Source organism: Fibrella aquatilis (assembly GCF_017353255.1).
Taxonomy (GTDB): Bacteria; Bacteroidota; Bacteroidia; order Cytophagales; family Spirosomataceae; genus Fibrella; species Fibrella aquatilis.
Genome location: NZ_JAFMYU010000018.1, coordinates 79008 through 96856, shown reverse-complemented (window position 1 = coordinate 96856; position 17849 = coordinate 79008). Strand labels below are relative to the sequence as shown.

Sequence of the window (17849 nt, the reverse complement as noted above, 5' to 3'; positions counted from 1 at the left end):
CGTGAGCCTTTGGCCGGGTGTTGACCTATTTAGGTAAGTTTGTGGCATGCAACCGCTAGCCCTTCATCTCGACCTGTTTGGCCTCATTATGCTCCTGGGTGTAGCACAGGGCCTTTTTCTGGGTTTTTTCTTTCTATCGGGCGTACGGCGGCGGCATGTGGCTAATCGGAGTATTGGCTGGTTGATGCTGGCGCTGGCGGCCGTGTCGGCTGAGATTCTGCTGTGTTATACCAACTACATCAGCCGCCTGCCCCAACTCGTCGATTTTTCGGAGCCGCTTAATTTTGTGCTGGGGCCGCTCAGCTTCCTTTTCGTCTTTGCCCGGCTGCATGACCGATTACCCCGCCGCTGGGGCTGGCACCTGCTACCGGCGGGGCTGTGGGCCGTCAACGCGATTTCGTGGCTCTACCAACCCGCCGAATTCAAGTACAATAACTACCTCGAAGCCTACCATCCCGAACTACCCCAAGTTGCCGAACCAGCCCTGTATATGGCCGAAGATTTTTGCTTCGGCCTGCGCAACTACGTCAGTGAACTCACGCTGCTGAGTGCCCTGATCTATGCGCTGCTGGCACTGTACCAAATCAATAAATCGTACCAGCAGGCTGGGCAGTCGTTCTGGCAGTCGCCACCGGGACCCCTCAGGCAGCTGCGCAACCTGGGCCTGGCAAACCTATCCTTTCCGCTGCTGATTGCGCTCGTAAAGCCCCAGTTCAACGAAGACTTGGGCGACTATATCCTGGCCTGCTATATCACGCTGACCATCTACCTGATCAATTTCATGGCCATGCGGGGCGTGGCTTTCTTCAGCAGTACTCCCCCGGCAGCCATGCCAGCGCCTTCACCCATGCCCGACGAGCCAAAGAAGAAATACGAAAAATCGGCCCTGACCAACGAAGCCGAAGATGCCGTACTCACCCGCCTCGACCAATTGCTGCTCACCGACAAACCCCACCTCGACAGCACGCTCTCGCTGCCTAAACTGGCGGGGCAACTTCGCACCAGCCCCCACCACCTGTCGCAGTTGCTCAACGACCGCCTCGGCCAGACCTTCTTCGACTGGCTGGCTACCCACCGCGTGGCCGAAGCCCAACGCCTGCTCACCGAACCTGCCACGGCGGGCCTCAAAATAGACGACGTTGCCGAGCGCGTAGGGTATAATGCTACGTCGGCGTTTCACACCGCTTTCAAGCGCATCACGGGCCAAACCCCAGCGCAGTTTCGCGAGGCAAATCGGTTGGGGGCGGGTTCGTCCCGGTCGGCGCGAAGTTCGTAGTTATCGGCAACTAGTGCCCTGGCGGGGCTACAGAGCATTTTTGTGGTGTTAAACGCAACAGCACATGCAACCCACAACCCCGCCCCAAGCCCGGCCCGCTGGCCCGCTGCCCCAAGCTCCCGGCTCCATGCTCCCCACCCGCCGCTACGACCTCGATTGGTTGCGGATTATTGCCATCCTGACCCTGTTCTTCTACCATACCGGCATGATCTACGTCTCGTGGGGGTGGCACATCAAAAGCCCCGAACACAGCCAGTCTATGGAAGAAGTGATGCGATGGCTGCACCGCTGGCGCATGCCACTATTGTTTTTCATCTCCGGCGCAGGTACGTTTTTCGCCCTCAAAAAACGGAGCTACGGGGCCTATGCCGGTGAACGCGTCCGGCGGCTGTTTATCCCGCTCGTCTTCGGCATGTTTGTCATTGTACCCCCGCAGATCTACATCGAATGGCTGTTTCGGGGTAGGTTTTCGGGTAGCTATCTCGATTTCTACCCCAACGTGTTTGGGTTCCAGCCGTATCACGACGGCGGCAAGGGCGGCGCTTTTAGCTGGCATCACCTGTGGTTTATCTGCTACTTGTTCTTCTACTCACTCCTGAGCATACCGGTGTTCCGCTGGTTGACAAGCCCCGGCGGCCAACGCTTCACCGACCGCGTGGGCAGCCTGCTGGCGCGGCCCGGTGGCGCTATGTGGCTGATGATCAGCGTCATTTGCCTGAGTCAGTACGCTTTGCGACCGTTTTATCCGGAAGAAACCCACGGGCTAACCAACGACTGGGCCTATTTCGTGGAAAACCTCCTGCTGTTCTGGTTTGGGTACGTGTTCATCAGCCGCCGCGAGTTCTGGCAACTGCTGGCCGATGGACGGCGCCTGTTTGGGGTGGCAACACTGGTCTGTACGGTCATCCTCTACGGTATACGTATGCGATTTACCGACGATGAGATCGACCGCCTTTTCTGGGTCGATTTCACGTATGCTACCAACAGTATGTGTCTGATGGTGGCCTCGGTGCTGATGACCATCGGTTACGGCTATACGTATCTGAACAAAAACCACCGCTGGCTTACTCAGCTCAACGCCGCCGTATACCCCTTCTACATTCTCCACCAAACGGTTATTGTGGTGTTGGGCTACTACGTGCTCACCCGCACCCACCTCGGCGTGTACACCGGCTTTCTGGTCATCAGCTTCGCCACGCTGGCCATCTGCGCCGGCCTCTACTGGCTTCTGATCCGACGGGTTGGGCTTTTGCGTCTCGTATTTGGAGTAAAGTAACTACGGCGATGGTGCTGCTTGCACCGCACGAAACAGCAGGTCATTTTCTTACCGATAGTCCCTTCGTAAGAAGAAAACGCCCCCCGGCAAGAAATTTCCACCCCCCGGCAAGATCGGCATTGCGACAGACCCCGTTGCGAGGCATGTTTACCAGCGTACTGCGGTGCAGCCATCTATCTACATCTTAATTTTCATGAAACAACTCTTCCTAAAATCAGCCCTGGTGGGCTGTTTGCTGGCCTTTTGTGGCCAACTGATGGCGCAGAGTGCCCGGTCGATTATCAAGTACGCGCCGGTAAGCAACGTCGGCTACGAGCACGTGCTCAACGAGAAGCGGTCTATCTACGGTGGTCTCAGCTATTACTCGTTTGGTGGGGGCGACATTGGCGTGTCGGCGCTGGGCTTGAAAGCCGAATACCGATTCTATGGGCTGGCCAACAACGGCAAAGAGGCTCCTGAAGGCCTTTGGGTGGCTCCTACCCTGCTGTTCTGGAACATCAGCGCCAGCGATGGCTATGACAAGGGCAGCGTGTTTGTGACGCAGCTAGGGGGCATTGCGGGCTACCAGTGGCTGTTCAACCAGAAAATCTCGCTCGAACCTGCGCTGGGCGTGGCCTTCACCGCCGTGGGTTCGGGCGGGGGCGATTCCCTGCTGGAGGCGGGCGTCCTGCCCCTCTTCGCCCTGCGCGTTGGCTACGTTTTGAAGTAATTGCTGGCCGGGCCATAGCGGCCCGGCCAGGTCATTAACCACACCTACATTATGAAAACAACCCTATTGCTTTGGCTCACGCTACTGAGCGGGTTAGCCTACGCCCAACCGAAAAAATCAACCAAAACGGCCCCCAAAGCCCGCACATCGACAGTAGCCAAGCCTGTACCGATGATGCAATACAACGACGTCATCTACAAAACCGACCAGGCAACCATCAATGCCAAAGTAGATGAGATGACCGATGCCGACGTGCGCTACTTCGTGGCTACCATGCCCACCACCAAACAGGCCATCGCCCGCAGCGAGGTCTGGAAAATTGTCTTCGGCGACGGTAGCGTGGAAATCATCACAGCCCCGCCCGCCGTAGAAACGCCCGCCGTGACAACTGCCCCCGCCGCTGCAACAACCCCAGCCACTGCAACAACCCCGGCCACAGCCACCCCGTTGCGTTCAGAATCAACCGGTTATAAAGCCCCGGTGGCTACGGGGCGCTACCGTGCCCCCGCCAATTATGGCAAACTAAACGTAACGGTGGGGCCGGAGGCATCGCTCTACACGCTGATGAACCAGACCCGCTGGACCAACGAGTATTCGGGACTGGGTATGAACCAGAACATTGGCGGCAGCCTGCGGATCGACTACCGGCTGGTGAACTTCCTGGCGGTGTCGCTCACGGGGGGCTATTCGCGCTGGGACCTGGTGCGGAACTACCAGCTGGGGGGCGTAGAGAAATACGACGAGACCGTGCAGCTCAGCCGTATTCAGGCGCTGGTGGGCATCAAACTATACGCCGGTAGCCTCTACCTGCTGCCCGAAGGCGGTGTGAACCTGACCACCACCAAAACCAGTACCTCTGGTGCCCACCCCAAACCCACCAATGAGCAGGCCAGTTCGACGCCCATTACCTACGGGGCCAGCCTGGGCTACGAGTTCAGGATGGGCGGCTTCCTCATCGACCTCAGTGGGCGCTACCAGGTGCTGGACGTCAAGAGCCTGAGCTTCGGCGCCATTGCCCCCGCTCTGACCGAAAAAATCCAGTTTGCCAGCCTGCGGGTGGGCATCGGCTTCAACGCCTTTCGGAAATGAGTTATTGGTCATTGGTCGTATCCAGCCGACCCGTCGGACCGCACCAGTGACTAATGACCAATGACAACCTACTTCTCCATACCAATCCCATGAATACGAGCCAATTCCGAGGTGCACTGCCCCTGATGAGCGTGTGCCTGTTCCTGTTGCTGCTGAGCGGTTGCCAGCGCGAAGTGACCATTGACCTGGACAAAGGCTTTTCCAGCCAGATCCAGCAGATTGTGCCACAGCCCATTATCGATAGCCTGCGTAAAAAAGGAATGGTAATCAATGAAGGGCTTATACCGCCTCAATTGGCTGGCATCTACCTGGCGCAGAACTACAAACTACTGTCACCCTACGGCCCGGAAGATTCCTATAAACTGGGGAAAGTAATCAACCCCTATTACTACCGCTTCTACGGCCAAAACGCCGCCAATGACATTACCTACGATTTCACCAACAATGGCAGCGACAAAGGCAACGGCCAGGGCGCGTTCGTGTCGGGTAACGGAACCAAGTTCACCATTTTCTCGCAGGACGTCGGCGTGTCCAGCAGCATTCCCTATAAAACGCTGGCCGTGGTGTCGGGCGAGCTGACAACCAAGGGCATCAAAAATTTTCAGTACGCCTTTGTCATGAAAGAAAAAACGGGCGACAACAACAACAACACGCTCATTCCTGTGGGTAAAAGCCGCATCTGGATCGACGAAGACGGACTGGCCGAAACCACCACCTATTTCCCCCAGGCTATCAAGCCTAAACCGCAGTCGGCCCGGCTGTCAGCCGAAGGTGATGCCCCAACCATGTCTTCGGCAAACTAAGCGCTTTTTATGAAACAGCTATATAGCCTGTTGCTGGTCATGCTGGGCGGGGCGGCGCAGGCACAGGATGTGGTGTACCTTACCAATCAGGCGCGTTTGGAGGGTACGCTAACGGAACTTTCCGCCGAAAAAGTATCGGTGCGGGTGGCCAAAGGCGAGTCGTCGGTGAAGTTCACTTACGGGGCCGACAAAGTGGTGGTGGTGGTCAACGCGCGGGGCAAGTTTGTGTGCATGGATCAGTTGGCGGCCCTGCCCGCCGACCGACGTAACCGGTTTCTGGCCGGGTTTATGGACCCCCGCGACCTGCCCACCTACGACATGGTGATTCGCAACAATCCCGTTACGGTGAGCTACGGCAAGGTCTCGGCGGCAACGGGCGACGTGATCACGTTTACCCCCCACAACGGCACCACCATCCGGGTGCCCAAAGCCGACCTGATTGGCATTTTTTACCAGAATGGCACCCACCTGCTGGTGGCACCGCCCACGGTGCTCTGCGACAAAATAGACCTGCTGGGTGGTCCGCCACCCGCTGTGGCGGCCACGCCTACGCCGCCAGTTCCGGTGCAAAAACCTGCCCCCAAACCTGCACCCGCGCCCGACGAAAGCCGCTCCACCAGCCGCAACATTCTGAAAATGAGCGACGAAGAATACAGCGACTACCAGACGCAGGCCCTGGAACGGGTACAGGAATTTGGCGTCATGCTGGGTATCGTGGCCGACAAAACGGTGGAATCGGGCCAGAAAGACAAGGCCATTGCCGCCATTATGAAGTTGTTCAAGCCCGACGCCGTCATCCAGGTAAGCTCGGTGGTGCGGGGCGGGCAACCCAGCGCCTACCGCCTGAAAGACTACCTCATTCGGCTGAAGCTGCTACCCTACAAAAGCGTGACCCTGGAATGGACCGACGTGCAGTATGTACAGGACCTGACCCAGAAAGCCGACGGTAATTACTACGGCAAAATCAGGGGCGAACAGCGCTTTACGGGCCTGAGCCAAACCGACGAAACGCAGTATAGCGACGTGACCCAGAAAGACGTCGACGTGATGCTGACCCCCTACCGCAAACAGAAAGAAGGCGAAGCCCTGCCCAAATGGGCTATCCTGCTGGGCAACGTAGGCATTGTGGCCACGCGATAATCCCATTCGGCATGAGGTATTTTCTGCGCAGTACGTTTGTTATTCTGCTGACAATCAGCAGTTTATGGGGTTATACCCAGCCACTCACCACCCGCGACAACGAGGAGGTGAAGCTGCTGGCACGCCGCAAAGTGGAAACCGGCCTGAACGACCTGCTGAACGTGTTGAGCCTGACCGACCTGGGCGAAGCCGAACGCAATGCGCTCATAGGCGAAAGCTTTTCGGCGGGGGCCAACCAGTTGTTTGTCGACAAAGACGCGATCATCGAAGACGACATCAACCCCAACCGGGCCGCCACGGGCACCGTGCTCGACATGCCGGTTGAAAAATACCTGGCCAATTTCGACCTGCTCTACACCAAGTCGGCGCAGGGCACGGTGCGGTTTACCGACGTGAGTGTATCGAACCTGAAACGGGCCAACAGCCTGTACGTCAAAGTGTTGTTTACGTCTATTTTTGGTGGGCGGAATACCAAAATAGACAAGCCATATGGGCCGGTTCGGCGGGTGGCCGAAGTGCGAGCCGAGCAGGTAGGGGCCAAATGGACAGTGGCCATTGCCCGCATCGCCTTCGCCCTCCCCGCCGACTCGGCCAATGCGCCACTCAACAATGCACCCTTGGCTGAGGCACCCCGCCGCCTGCTGGCCTCAGCCGACTCTACGACCCAGCGCCCCGATTCTACCCAGACCGCCACCGTGGCCGCACCGCCCGCCGACCCCGAAAAAGAACGCGAAAAAGCCGCCCTCCTCGCCTACCAGAAACTACTGGCCGACGGCAAAACGGCGTTCGACAATAACGACCTCGAAACCGCGCAGCGGATTTACGAGCAGGCCGAAAGACAGCAGCCGTTTGAAGACCTCACACCCAAAGTGCGCCTGTTTCGTATTCAGCGGGTGTTGGAAGAACGCAGTCGCAACTCGCTGGCCGAACAGAAAAAACGGCTGGCACTGGCCCTCCGCAAGCGCCACTACGCCGACGCGCTGGCCCTGCTGCAACGCATTGCCGACCAACAGCCCGACTCAACGGGCCTGGACGAACAACGTAGAGACCTGATTACCAAGGCTCGTCGAAAAGCCGAACTTGACGAACGCTTCGCGTCGGGGCAGTACCGCGACCTGGTGAAAGAATACGGCAGGCTGATCGATGCCGAACGGAAACAGACCAAACAGACAGGCATACAGACCAACGCCTCGGACTGGTACCTGGGGCGGGGCAAAAGTCAGACCGAACTCGGCGAGTATAAGGATGCCCTGCGCGACCTGAACGAATCGCTGACCCTCGATTTCCAGAACCTCGACGCGCTCGAATCGCGGGCCGACCTGTATGCCCGCCTCGGCGATTTCCCCAAAGCCGCCGCCGACCTGTCTGTTTACCTCACCGTAGACCCCACCAACGCCGATTTGCTGGCCCGACGGGCGAGCTACCGCGTTCGTACCAACCGCACCGCCGAGGCCTTCGCCGACTATGATGAGGCGATACGGATCAGCAACCAAAATCCGCGTTTCTACCTCCTGCGGGGGCTGTTGCACCAGCAAACGGGGGCCTGCGACAAAGCCGAAGCCGATTTTTCGGAAGGCATCAACCGCAGCCGCCGCCAGCCCGAACTCTATTTTCGGCGGGGTGTGGCTCAGGTTTGCCTCAAAGACTACGCCGCCGCCGGGGCCGATTTTGGGCGGGCCATCGAGCTTGGCCTAGACCACCAGAACCGTGCCCGCGTCGACTCCATTGCCGCCCTGTTTTACGGACAAAGCGACCAGGACCTGCAAGCCCGCAAAACCCCCGAAGCGCTGAGCCAACTGGCCATTGCCCTGCAACTCAAGCCCGACTATGCCGACGCCTGGCTGGCCGCGGGCAGGCTCTATAACGCCCAAAACAACTACCCCCGGGCCGACAGCACCCTCACCAGGGCCATTCGCTATAACCCCACCAACGCGGCAGGCTATTACGAACGGGGCCTCAACTACCTGAACACCAACCGGTTCGATCCCGCCGCCACTGACTTTCGGCAGGCCGTTTCGCTCCAGCCTACCCTGCACAACGCCACCCTGGGCGAGGCACGTGCGCTGATGGGTCAGCGGCAGTATGACCAGGCACAAGCCGCGCTAAATGGCCTGCTCAACCAGCGTAAGCAGCTCGACAAGACCTACCCGCCCACGTTTTTTGCCGACGCCTTTTTTCTGGCCGGCCGCTGCGCCTATGCGCTACGGCATTACGACGGAGCCCTGGACCGGTTAGACGAAGCCTTGTCGCTGGCCAAAAGCTGGGCCACCGCTTACACCGAACGGGGCCGCACGTACGAGGCCATGGGTAAGCCCGACCGCGCCCGCGACGACTATGCCCACGCGGCCCAACTGGAACCTACCGTGGCCGCCCACCACCTCCCGCTGGCCCTGCTACTCTATAACCGCGACAAACCAGACGAGGCCCTGCGCGAATACAGCCGCTGCCAGGAACTGGACAACGACCACCGGCTGGCTTCGGTTACGGCGTTGGGCAAAGGACGCTGCTATGTGGCCACGGGCAAATACCTCGACGCGCTGAACGAGCTAAACCAGGTGGGCCAGTACGACGGCCTGCCCTGCACCGACGAGTGCCTTTACCTGCGCACCTACGCCCAAATACGCACCGGTCAGCTACCCACCAGCGCCCGGCTGGGTGGCACGCTCACCAAAACGGCCTCACCCGACTACGCCCCCAAGATGCGTTACCTGCTGGCCTGCGCGCACCTTCAGGCCAACGACGACGCGCAGGCACTGACGCAGTTGGAAAAGGCCCTGCAAATGGGCGTGGCCAAAGACTTTCTAAAAAAAGACCCCCTGCTCGATTTCGTGCGGAAAGATTTCCGAAAGACGTCCGCCTATAGTGAACTGGTTGGGCGATACCGGTAGCGGAAAGTGGTATGCATGCATACGGTTTTCTGCTACCTTAGCGGGAAGAACGAACTGCTTCCCGTCTGTCATGTACGAAAACCTCCTCTACAGCGTCGAAAACGGCATTTGCCGCCTCACACTCAACCGGCCGCAGGTCTACAACGCCCTCAGCCCCGGCCTCATCGCCGACGTCACCGCCGCCATTGGTGCCGCCGGAGACGATGCCGCCGTGCGGGTGGTGGTGCTCACCGGCGCGGGCGAGAAGGCCTTTTGCTCCGGTGCCGACCTGAAGGCGGGCTTCGCCAATGCCACCGCGGGGGCGGGTTTGCTGCTGGGGAAATCGCTGCGCGAAGGCTATAACCCCATGATCACGGCCATGCGTAACCTGCCCAAGCCCATCGTTGGGCGTGTCAACGGCGTGGCGGCAGGCGCGGGTTGTTCACTGGCCCTTGCCTGCGATGTGCTGGTGTGTGCCGACGAAGCTTATTTCAGCCAGATCTTCATCAACATCGGCCTCCTGCCCGACGCTGGCTCGACGTTTTTTCTACCCCGCCTGGTGGGGTCGTTGAAGGCCTTTGAACTGTGCAGCACCGGTCGGCGCGTGTATGGCCCGGAGGCGGCGCAGTTGGGGCTGGTCAACAAATCAGTAGCGGCGGCGGAGCTGGACGCGGCCGTGGCAGAACTAGCCAGTTATTACGCCACAGCCCCCACGGCGGCTATCGGTGCGATGAAAAAAGTGCTGAACGAATCGCTCTTTTCCGACCTGGCCCACATGCTGGAGCAAGAAGCTGACAATCAGGATCGTTTAGGCCAAACCGCCGACGCCGCCGAGGGTATTGGGTCGTTCCTGATGAAAAAACCCGCAAAATTTCAGGGCCGCTAGCTTGACAAACCCCGTTTTTGCCCTACTTTTGCAGTCCCAACACGGGAAAAACAGTATGCATTTGTAGCTCAATTGGATAGAGCACCTCACTACGGATGAGGAGGTTTGGGGTTCGAATCCCTACAAGTGCACGAAAGCCAGTCAGCAATGACTGGTTTTTTGTTTCCAGGAACTTAATCGGATAGAGCACCTCACTACAGATGAGGAAGTGGGTGAAGCCCGATTTCGAATTTATAGTTCCTTGCCCCTATGCTCACCGAGCCGGTGGCCTAGAATAGTTAAGGCAGGAATTTGGCTTCGACATACTGGATGTACCAATCGGGCACTTCCTCAACTGATACCATAAGTTCATTACCAACCTTGTGGGCTATTTCAATACTATCACCCCCATCAGTAGAGTTATCGAATAGGTACGCCTCATCGGCCAGGCGTAGGGCACCCGCCAGGTTGTTCAACGAGTCCCAGTAACGGCTACGTATTTTAGCTTCATCCACCGGGTGTCCACCATCGGCCACCCGGTAGCTGACGCGAGCTACGTTGATATCAGGGTCGCGGGTGGTGACGTAATAAAGACGTACCTGAAAACCTGCCTTTCTGGCCCGTCGCATGATGTCTAGTTTACCAGCGTGCGACATCACCGTCTCGAACGCGAATGACTGCTCGGTCCTTATTAGGTGATACCGGATGAAGTCGATAATGAGGGCAGCAACATACGAATCGACCTCCATGTAGTATGGATCAGTATCGGTAGCTTCCGTTTTGATGCCAATGCTGCCACGTACCAGTTTGATGCAGGTTAATACCTGATCTACGGTTAGTTGTTTGGTTTGGCAAATTTTATCGGTCAGGGTAGATTCCTTAACAAACCGATTCCATTCGGCCAATGGCAACGTGTGCAGTCCGTAGGGCCGCAAATCGCAGATAGGCCTTGACCGTAGCTGTTTCTCCAGGTCGTCGGCGTTCAGGTAGAACGTGCCGGGTGGATATGGGTAGGGATCGTCGGTGCGGACAAAATTGACAATGGTGCTCTTGCCAGACCCATTAGGTCCGGCAAATAGGGTCAGCGTCGGCACAGTTAAGCGATGATGAGCAGCCGCCGGGCAGGCTTTTGCAGCGGTGGCAGTTGCTTCAGCACGGTTCGGCTATTGTCTGGCCCCACCTCAATAAGTTGATCGCCTTCGGCAATAACAACGGGCAGGCGCGACTCACGAGCTTTTAGAAAAGCGGCGTGAACAGCCTTAGTGGCGACTTCCGACATATCAATGGCTACGTCGGTCTCGTCTGGGAGGTGAAGCATAAGGTGTGTGGTTGTCATGTAACAAAGGGCTAAAGCTAACCAATAACGTTGAGCAAGTCAATGACCGTATACTGGATAACTGGACCTGCAATGGTTTGATTTATAACTGATTGACCGGTTTAGCCTATAGCTCAATCCACCAACAAATTCTGTGCCTGGTCATTTTACAGGCCCTTGCCGCCATGCTCACCGAACCGATTATTGATTAGCATACCTGATCTATGCATGATCACATAGCATTCATTTTTTGTACTAGTTGCAGTGCTGTTACCAAAAAAAGGTCGATAAACGCAAGTTGGTCAGTGAGGGACTGCGCGTTAAAAGCTCTTTCTACAAATTTCTTTGCGGACAAGCCGATGGCGAGTTATATCGCCTGTTCCCTAACCTCGAGTTGATGGCCGATATGCATGGTAGTCAAGAATTCGCCGCTAGTTTTGACCGGTATATCAAGGCCGGGCATAGTCCAAATTTGTTCGATCAGGCAAGTTTTGGTAACGCGATTGCTTAAATCGGCATATAACCACCGAAGGATTATTGATCTGCCAGATTGAGTAGCTGTAATCTCCAGACAACAAAAAGCCGGTTCAATCGGGATGACTGAACCGGCTTTTTTGTGGCAATGTCTATTTCTTGCCTTTGGGCGCCACCTTGGCCTGTTGGGCGGCAGAGGCATCTTCGCGTTGTTCGTACTTGGGCACCTTATGCCCGGCGGCTCCTTTTTCGACTACTTTCTTCGCCTTCTTCGCATCGTTGCTCATGATAGCCGTTGGTTAATACGTACCCACTGAACACGCCAGGCCCGGAAACGCTTTTTATTCGGACAAATAGCTGGTTTAACGGCTAGTTTTCTACCAGCAAATCCATGCCTGCCAGTCGGCCCTGCATAACGGTGGCGATACCCTGGGCGCGGAGCAAGGCTTCGTTTGTACGTTCGCCCGCGAAGTGTTCGGTCAGCGTTTGCCGGAAAAGAGCCAGCCACTGGTCGAAGTGGGCGGGGCGGATGGGCGTTTTTCGGGCCAGGTTGAAATGAACGGGCATGGGGTTACCTGTATACGTGCCTGTATTCAGCAGCATCGTCGACCAGAACCGCTCAATATTGGGCAGGTGCGTCGGCCAGTCTACCTGCGCCACGGTATTGAAAATGGGTCCCAGATCGGGGTCCTGACGGATGCGTTCGTAGAAGCGAGCCACGAAAAGGGCCACATCAGCTTCAGTTGTTATATCGGGAAGAGTCATCAGTTCGCAAAGCTACGCATAGGTTTCGTGGCAGCTTAGGCGGCGGACTGATAGGCGTTAGCGCCGGGCATGGATTTCATCAACCAGTGCCCGTTTCGTCAGTCAGGGGTCATGGGTGGGCCAACTACCTTCATGTCGTTCTGGGCAAAGATGGCGGCCATTTCGGCGGCGGTCGGGGGAGCCTTCAGCGCCGCCATAGCCACAAAAAAATCTTCGAGCTTCCCGGCGGGCTGCATCGTCACCATCATCTTACCCCGTTCGCTGAGCTGAATCCACGAATGTGGCACCTGCCGGGGCAGAAAAATGGTCTCGCCGGTCTTGAGCCGGTACTTGTCGTCGCCAATCTGAAAGGCATACTCCCCGTCGATTACGGTGAAGACCTCGTCCTGGTAGGGATGCACGTGCATAGGCGTACCCCGGCCCGGCGAGAGGCTGGTTTGCTCGAAAATGGCCAGGTCGCCGTTGGTATCCTTTCCCGACACCTTCACCGCCAGAATGTTGGCATTGACGCCCTTCAACTGGATTGGACCGTGGTAACGCCCCTCACCGACGGTTACTTTGAAACCTTTCTTTTCCCGGTCAGCGAAGGCAAAAATGGGCTGGCTGGCCACCAGTGGTGCGGCCGCTAAGCTGTTGAGCATAAACGTTCTACGCTGCATAAGTCTGTGGCGCGTTGGCAGTTGCGCTACACCAAAGCTACGCAGCAGTTGCCCCGTTTGGCTTACCGTTAACTAATGCGGCCTCACCAACTGGCGCGTCTACTTGGTTAGCCCGTCGAGGATGCCGTCGTAGGCGGGTTTGCGGGCGTACTGTTTGTCGAAGGGCAGCGGAAAATCCTGGCAGCTACAGAAATTCGGAATCCAGCTGTCGCCATCGCCGATGTTCCAGGTGGTGATGCCATGTTGCTGGGCCTTGGGCACCAGCGTCTTGTAGGCCCGCACAATAGCCGCAAACTTCTGCCGCTGCGCCAGTTTGTCGGCATCGGTGAGCACATAATTGGCTTGTTTGGCCTGGTTCACGCGCACGTCCAGCTCCGAAATATGCACCAGCAGCCCCGTGGCGGCCACCTGCTGGATGGCGTTCTGGATAGCCGCATCAGACTGACCAATGTTGGTGTGCATCTGCAACCCCAGCCCGTCGATGGGGATGCCCCGTTTCTTGAAATCAGCCGCCAGGGCCACGGTAGCCGCCAGGCGTTTGGGGCTGTATTCGTGGCCATATTCGTTGTAGAACAGCTTCACGCCGGGGCTGGCCTCGCGGGCATACTGAAACGCCCGGGCCACGTAGTCGGGACCCAGGTGAGTGAGCCAGACGGATGGCCGCAGGGTGCCGTCGTCGCCGAAGGCCTCGTTGACCACGTCGAATGAGGCCAGCCGGTCTTTGTAGTGCGCTATTACGGTTTGAATATGGGTTTTGAAGAGGGCCTCCCAAGCCAGCGAATCACCTTTAAAATTGGTAACCCAGGCAGGCACGGCCTGGTGCCAAACCAGCGTGTGACCGTGCATACGCTGTTTATTCTGTTCGGCAAAGGCCACGAGCACGTCGCTGCCGGTCCAGTCGTAGCGGTCCTGGGCAGGGTGAACGTTCTCCATTTTCAGGTAATTTTCGGCCGTAATGCTGCTGTATTCCTGCTGCGCTACCTGCCGGTAGGCGTTGTTGCTGGTGAGCAGATTGGGGTTCAGCGCCGCGCCAAATGGAAACTGGGCAGCCGCCCGGAGGGTGACGGCAACGGGTTGCGGCATAACAGGCGTGGTGGTGGCTACAGGGGTCGAACTGCATCCTACCAGCAGCGAAATCAGGGCCGCAAACCCCTGATTAATCCATTTGTTGCCCCCTGCTGGCGGGCTGTTCATAATCACGTTTTTCATAGCGTTGGGGTAGCGTAGTAGGGATAATAGCTCACAGAGCGTTATTAGTGTTCAAGGCAGGTTCTGGCGTGGGCACGGGCATTTCCTGGGGCGGGCGGCGGTGCCACCACGAGGCCAGGATGGAGCCGGTCACGTTCATGAGTGGCCCAAAAACGGCCGGGGCCAGGCCCACGGTGGCTATTTTGCCCATTCCCTTGGCAATGCCCGACGCCAGGCCGCCGTTTTGCATGCCCACTTCAATGGCAATGGTCCGGCAGTCACGCTCACTCATGCCAAACAACCGTCCCGACCAGTAGCCCAAAAAATAGCCCGACAGGTTGTGCAGCAGCACCAGCCCAATCAGCGCTGGACCAATGGTGAGCAGGCTGTTATGGCCGGCGGCGGTGATGATGACAATGATAAAGCCTATGCCGAACATCGACACGTAGGGCATGGCCTCGTCGAGCCATTTGGCTTTGCCACTCAGGAATTTGTTGAACAGCAGCCCCGCGCCAATGGGCAGGATCACCATCCGGGCAATGTCCCAGGTCATGTCGAGCACGTTGATGTCGACGAGGGCACCAGCGTAGAGTTTCATGAGCATGGGCGTCACAAAAGGGGCCAGCATGGTAGAGAAGGCCGTAATCGTGATCGACAGGGCCAGGTTGGCTTTGGCCAGGTAAGAAATTACGTTGGAGGCCATGCCGTTGGGCGAACAGCCAATGAGGATGATACCGGCGGCAATTTCGGGCGGAAAACCGCTCACGCTGGCCAGGGTAAAGCCAATGAGCGGCATAATGATAAAGTGGCTCACCACGCCCAGAATCACACCTTTGGGCATTTTAACCACACCCACAAAGTCGCCGAAACTCATGGACGTGCCCATGCCAAACATGATGAGCTGGATCAGCGGCGTAATTAACTTACTGAATTTGAAGCCGTTTAGGTCAACGAAATAGGCCGGGTAATACAGCGCCGTGGTGACCGCCGCGAAGATCATGATGGTATAGGCAAACCCACGCAGGGCTTCACTACCCCGAAACGCCAGTGCCAGTGCAGCAAAAAAGAGGATGAAAAATGGCCCCGCCGAAGCCAGCTGCCCCATAAGGGCCATGCCAATGGCAACGGATAGACTGACGGCGGCAACGATCCAGGCGGCTTTGTACATGGTGAGTGGCAGAAAGAGACCAGACTACTTTTTGCGAAAAAGCAATTCGGGGCCATTACTACTTACCACCAGGATGCACGCTACACCGCCGATGCCGTTGAGGAGCGGAGGTTCCAGAGTAGCCCCCGCAAAAAAGCTCTGGCGTGGGGAACCTGGCCCGCCAGCAGGTACGAAGCTACGTGTTTGGGCAGTACTGCCACGCCAAAAAAAGCGAAAAAGCCCAGCCGCTGCGCCCACGACCCGTGCCGACGGATAAACAAAATACGGTTGCGGGTCATGTAGTACGTCCGCAATGTACTCTGCCGCCCTACCGAAACCGATTCTTTGTGCAAAATATTAGCAGTAGGCTGATAATGAATGACATAACCCGCGTCTTTGATCCGCTGCGACCAGTCAAGTTCCTCATAGTAAAGGAAAAAACGCTCGGCAAAACGGCCTACTTTGGCTACCACGGCGCGGCTTACCAACATGGCGCAGCCGTGGGCGAAGTGGGTAGGGCCGGGCCGGTTATACTGCACGCCGTCGGGCTGATTGAAGCCCACCAAATGCGCCGTGCCGGTGAGCATGTTCATGGGGCCGTAGCCTGCAAACTGCACCGTATTGGGCATGTCGAAAAACTTGATTTTGGGGCACACCACGCCAATCAGGGGGCTGAGTGCAAAGGGCTTCAGGAGTTCATCGAGCAGGCTGGCGGTGAGTTCGGTGTCGTTGTTGACGATGAAAAAATAGTCGCCCCCGGCCTGCGCCATACCCAGGTTGTTGCCCCCCGTGAAGCCCAGATTCACCTCGCTGCGTACCACCCGCACCCGCTCCCAGAACGCCCCGCCCTGCGCGGCTTCGGCGGGCAGGACAAAGGGAATGGTCGAGGCATTGTCGACCAGGATGATTTCGTAGTTGGGGTAAGTTAGCAGTTTTGCCGACTGGAGGAAATCATGCGTTACGTCGGCCTGATTGTAGTTGATCGTGATGATCGAAATAAGCGGCGTTTGGTGAGCGGGTGTCATGCGTTGTGGGGGGTATGCATGAACGATTTGAACGCCCGGCGCATGTTGAACGCGGCTTTTATGAAGCTGAACATAAGCGAAAAAACCACGCCCAGGTCACGGAAAGACAGTTTTTTCCAGAGGTATCCCGGAATAGACAGGAGTAAACTGGCCACAAACAGCACCAGCAAACCACCCAGCGCCAGGGTTGCGGGCGCGTAGCCCACCAGCAGGCTGACACCGAAAACCAAGCCCAGCAAGCCCAGCAGCAGCACCTTTGGCAGGGCCATTTCCTGCACCAGTTTCAGCCCGCTAAGCCACTGTCCGCGCAGGAGTTGCCCCATGCCGGGGCGGAAATAGTCGGCCACAAACTGCCATTGCGCGGCAATCCAGCGGGTGCGCTGCTGCTCGAAAACAGCCCGCTTCGCCACTTTTTCGTCATACACAAAGGCGTCTTCGAGGTAGCCGATTTTGTGCCCGCCGATAGCCAGTTTCATAGCCAGTTCCTTATCAAACCCACCTATGGTGGTCAGGCCCGACATCGCCGCTTTCATCAGCCGCAGATCAACCGCCATGCCCGACCCGATGATGGTGGCCGACAGCCCGGCAGCGCGGTAGCCTTTCCGCGTGATGTGGTTGTTAATCTCCTCACTCACCGCATCTAACAGGGCCACGCGGGTATCCAGATTCTTGGCCACGCGGTGCCCCTGAATGGCCCGCCACCCACCCGCAAACGCGGCGTTGACCCGGCTCAGGAAATCGGGGGCCAAGTGGTTGTCGGCATCGGCTACAATCACAAGGTCATAAGCATCCGGGGCCAGCGAATCAAGAGCGGCGCACAATGCTCTGGTTACGGTAGACACGGCAAACGACACCGGCAGCACCCGTACGGGCAGCTCGGCCAGGGCTGTAAGCGTATGCGGCTGAAACCCATCGGCGATGACGATGATGTCAAAGCGGTCACGGGGGTAGTCCTGCCCCAGGTTGGCCCGCACCGAGTCCAGAATGACGGTATCTTCTTTATAGGCCGGTACCAGCACGGCAATTTTCCGGACCACATCGCCTGTGGCTGAGGGCGTTACGTCGTCGGCCCGGCCTAGCCGCCCCAGCACGGCGTAGAAAAAATAGTGGAGCGTATTGAGGGCCAGAAAAATGCCGATGGGTAAGCAGATAAATAGGTACAGATAGACCATTATAAATCGAGTGACCTGATTACTGTTTAGGACGTCAAACATCAGGAAAGGCCACAGATTAACTGTAGTTTTAACCAAA

The 17849-nt window shown here is 57.4% G+C and carries 17 protein-coding genes and 1 tRNA gene; 9 read left to right on the top strand and 9 right to left on the bottom strand.

All coding sequences use genetic code 11. From position 1 onward, the window contains the following. Positions 1-46: 46 nt before the first annotated feature. From J2I48_RS19865 to J2I48_RS19825, 9 genes are all read left to right on the top strand, one after another. Positions 47-1276 (top strand): helix-turn-helix domain-containing protein, encoded by a 1230-nt coding sequence (locus tag J2I48_RS19865; RefSeq protein WP_207337235.1) that lies wholly within the window; start codon positions 47-49, stop codon positions 1274-1276. Positions 1277-1340: 64 nt separating this feature from the next. Beyond that, the gene (locus tag J2I48_RS19860; protein ID WP_207337234.1) at positions 1341-2552 is read left to right on the top strand and encodes an acyltransferase; all 1212 of its coding nucleotides are present in this window, start codon (positions 1341-1343) and stop codon (positions 2550-2552) included. Between the two features lie 193 nt (positions 2553-2745). After that, positions 2746-3261: a hypothetical protein gene (locus tag J2I48_RS19855; RefSeq protein ID WP_207337233.1), complete on the top strand. Its 516-nt coding sequence runs from the start codon at positions 2746-2748 to the stop codon at positions 3259-3261. Between the two features lie 51 nt (positions 3262-3312). After that, a complete protein-coding gene (locus tag J2I48_RS19850) occupies positions 3313-4350 on the top strand; it encodes a hypothetical protein (RefSeq protein ID WP_207337232.1) in 1038 nt (345 codons plus the stop codon). A gap of 89 nt (positions 4351-4439) precedes the next feature. Then, positions 4440-5153 (top strand): hypothetical protein, encoded by a 714-nt coding sequence (locus J2I48_RS19845; protein WP_207337231.1) that lies wholly within the window; start codon positions 4440-4442, stop codon positions 5151-5153. A gap of 9 nt (positions 5154-5162) precedes the next feature. Further along, complete coding sequence (locus tag J2I48_RS19840; protein ID WP_207337230.1) at positions 5163-6293, top strand: hypothetical protein; 1131 nt, start codon at positions 5163-5165, stop codon at positions 6291-6293. Between the two features lie 11 nt (positions 6294-6304). Further along, on the top strand, positions 6305-9181 hold the full coding sequence (locus J2I48_RS19835; protein WP_207337229.1) for a tetratricopeptide repeat protein: 2877 nt from the start codon (positions 6305-6307) through the stop codon (positions 9179-9181). Positions 9182-9251: 70 nt separating this feature from the next. Further along, positions 9252-10046 (top strand): enoyl-CoA hydratase/isomerase family protein, encoded by a 795-nt coding sequence (locus J2I48_RS19830; RefSeq protein ID WP_207337228.1) that lies wholly within the window; start codon positions 9252-9254, stop codon positions 10044-10046. Positions 10047-10103: 57 nt separating this feature from the next. Beyond that, a tRNA-Arg gene (locus tag J2I48_RS19825) sits at positions 10104-10177 on the top strand. Positions 10178-10324: 147 nt separating this feature from the next. Here J2I48_RS19825 and J2I48_RS19820 read toward each other — a convergent pair. The 9 genes from J2I48_RS19820 to J2I48_RS19785 all read right to left on the bottom strand — a co-directional run bounded on the left by J2I48_RS19820 (position 10325) and on the right by J2I48_RS19785 (position 17770). Beyond that, positions 10325-11119, bottom strand: a complete 795-nt coding sequence (locus tag J2I48_RS19820; RefSeq protein ID WP_207337227.1) for a hypothetical protein — start codon at positions 11117-11119, stop codon at positions 10325-10327. Positions 11120-11121: 2 nt separating this feature from the next. Next, positions 11122-11343 carry a hypothetical protein gene (locus tag J2I48_RS19815; protein ID WP_207337226.1) on the bottom strand — a complete coding sequence of 74 codons (222 nt, stop codon included), beginning with the start codon at positions 11341-11343 and terminating at the stop codon, positions 11122-11124. Between the two features lie 623 nt (positions 11344-11966). Next, complete coding sequence (locus J2I48_RS28495) at positions 11967-12101, bottom strand: hypothetical protein (RefSeq protein ID WP_262899101.1); 135 nt, start codon at positions 12099-12101, stop codon at positions 11967-11969. An 82-nt stretch (positions 12102-12183) separates the two neighbouring features. Further along, complete coding sequence (locus J2I48_RS19810) at positions 12184-12579, bottom strand: group III truncated hemoglobin (RefSeq protein WP_229376549.1); 396 nt, start codon at positions 12577-12579, stop codon at positions 12184-12186. Between the two features lie 98 nt (positions 12580-12677). Next, complete coding sequence (locus tag J2I48_RS19805) at positions 12678-13238, bottom strand: cupin domain-containing protein (RefSeq protein ID WP_229376547.1); 561 nt, start codon at positions 13236-13238, stop codon at positions 12678-12680. A 99-nt stretch (positions 13239-13337) separates the two neighbouring features. Further along, positions 13338-14447: an endo-1,4-beta-xylanase gene (locus tag J2I48_RS19800; RefSeq protein WP_207337225.1), complete on the bottom strand. Its 1110-nt coding sequence runs from the start codon at positions 14445-14447 to the stop codon at positions 13338-13340. Positions 14448-14478: 31 nt separating this feature from the next. Beyond that, positions 14479-15594 carry a bile acid:sodium symporter family protein gene (locus J2I48_RS19795; protein WP_207337224.1) on the bottom strand — a complete coding sequence of 372 codons (1116 nt, stop codon included), beginning with the start codon at positions 15592-15594 and terminating at the stop codon, positions 14479-14481. 80 nt (positions 15595-15674) lie between these two features. Beyond that, the gene (locus J2I48_RS19790; protein ID WP_207337223.1) at positions 15675-16598 is read right to left on the bottom strand and encodes a glycosyltransferase family 2 protein; all 924 of its coding nucleotides are present in this window, start codon (positions 16596-16598) and stop codon (positions 15675-15677) included. Further along, a complete protein-coding gene (locus J2I48_RS19785; protein WP_207337222.1) occupies positions 16595-17770 on the bottom strand; it encodes a glycosyltransferase family 2 protein in 1176 nt (391 codons plus the stop codon). Before J2I48_RS19785 ends, J2I48_RS19790 begins: the two co-directional genes overlap by 4 nt. Between the last annotated feature and the right edge of the window lie 79 nt (positions 17771-17849).

Coding starts and splice junctions, on each gene's coding strand:
- J2I48_RS19865 (WP_207337235.1), top strand. CDS start 47: ATGCAACCGCTAGCCCTTCATCTCGACCTGTTTGGCCTCATTATGCTC.
- J2I48_RS19860 (WP_207337234.1), top strand. CDS start 1,341: ATGCAACCCACAACCCCGCCCCAAGCCCGGCCCGCTGGCCCGCTGCCC.
- J2I48_RS19855 (WP_207337233.1), top strand. CDS start 2,746: ATGAAACAACTCTTCCTAAAATCAGCCCTGGTGGGCTGTTTGCTGGCC.
- J2I48_RS19850 (WP_207337232.1), top strand. CDS start 3,313: ATGAAAACAACCCTATTGCTTTGGCTCACGCTACTGAGCGGGTTAGCC.
- J2I48_RS19845 (WP_207337231.1), top strand. CDS start 4,440: ATGAATACGAGCCAATTCCGAGGTGCACTGCCCCTGATGAGCGTGTGC.
- J2I48_RS19840 (WP_207337230.1), top strand. CDS start 5,163: ATGAAACAGCTATATAGCCTGTTGCTGGTCATGCTGGGCGGGGCGGCG.
- J2I48_RS19835 (WP_207337229.1), top strand. CDS start 6,305: ATGAGGTATTTTCTGCGCAGTACGTTTGTTATTCTGCTGACAATCAGC.
- J2I48_RS19830 (WP_207337228.1), top strand. CDS start 9,252: ATGTACGAAAACCTCCTCTACAGCGTCGAAAACGGCATTTGCCGCCTC.
- J2I48_RS19815 (WP_207337226.1), bottom strand. CDS start 11,343: ATGCTTCACCTCCCAGACGAGACCGACGTAGCCATTGATATGTCGGAA.
- J2I48_RS28495 (WP_262899101.1), bottom strand. CDS start 12,101: ATGAGCAACGATGCGAAGAAGGCGAAGAAAGTAGTCGAAAAAGGAGCC.
- J2I48_RS19810 (WP_229376549.1), bottom strand. CDS start 12,579: ATGACTCTTCCCGATATAACAACTGAAGCTGATGTGGCCCTTTTCGTG.
- J2I48_RS19805 (WP_229376547.1), bottom strand. CDS start 13,238: ATGCAGCGTAGAACGTTTATGCTCAACAGCTTAGCGGCCGCACCACTG.
- J2I48_RS19800 (WP_207337225.1), bottom strand. CDS start 14,447: ATGAAAAACGTGATTATGAACAGCCCGCCAGCAGGGGGCAACAAATGG.
- J2I48_RS19795 (WP_207337224.1), bottom strand. CDS start 15,594: ATGTACAAAGCCGCCTGGATCGTTGCCGCCGTCAGTCTATCCGTTGCC.
- J2I48_RS19790 (WP_207337223.1), bottom strand. CDS start 16,598: ATGACACCCGCTCACCAAACGCCGCTTATTTCGATCATCACGATCAAC.
- J2I48_RS19785 (WP_207337222.1), bottom strand. CDS start 17,770: ATGGTCTATCTGTACCTATTTATCTGCTTACCCATCGGCATTTTTCTG.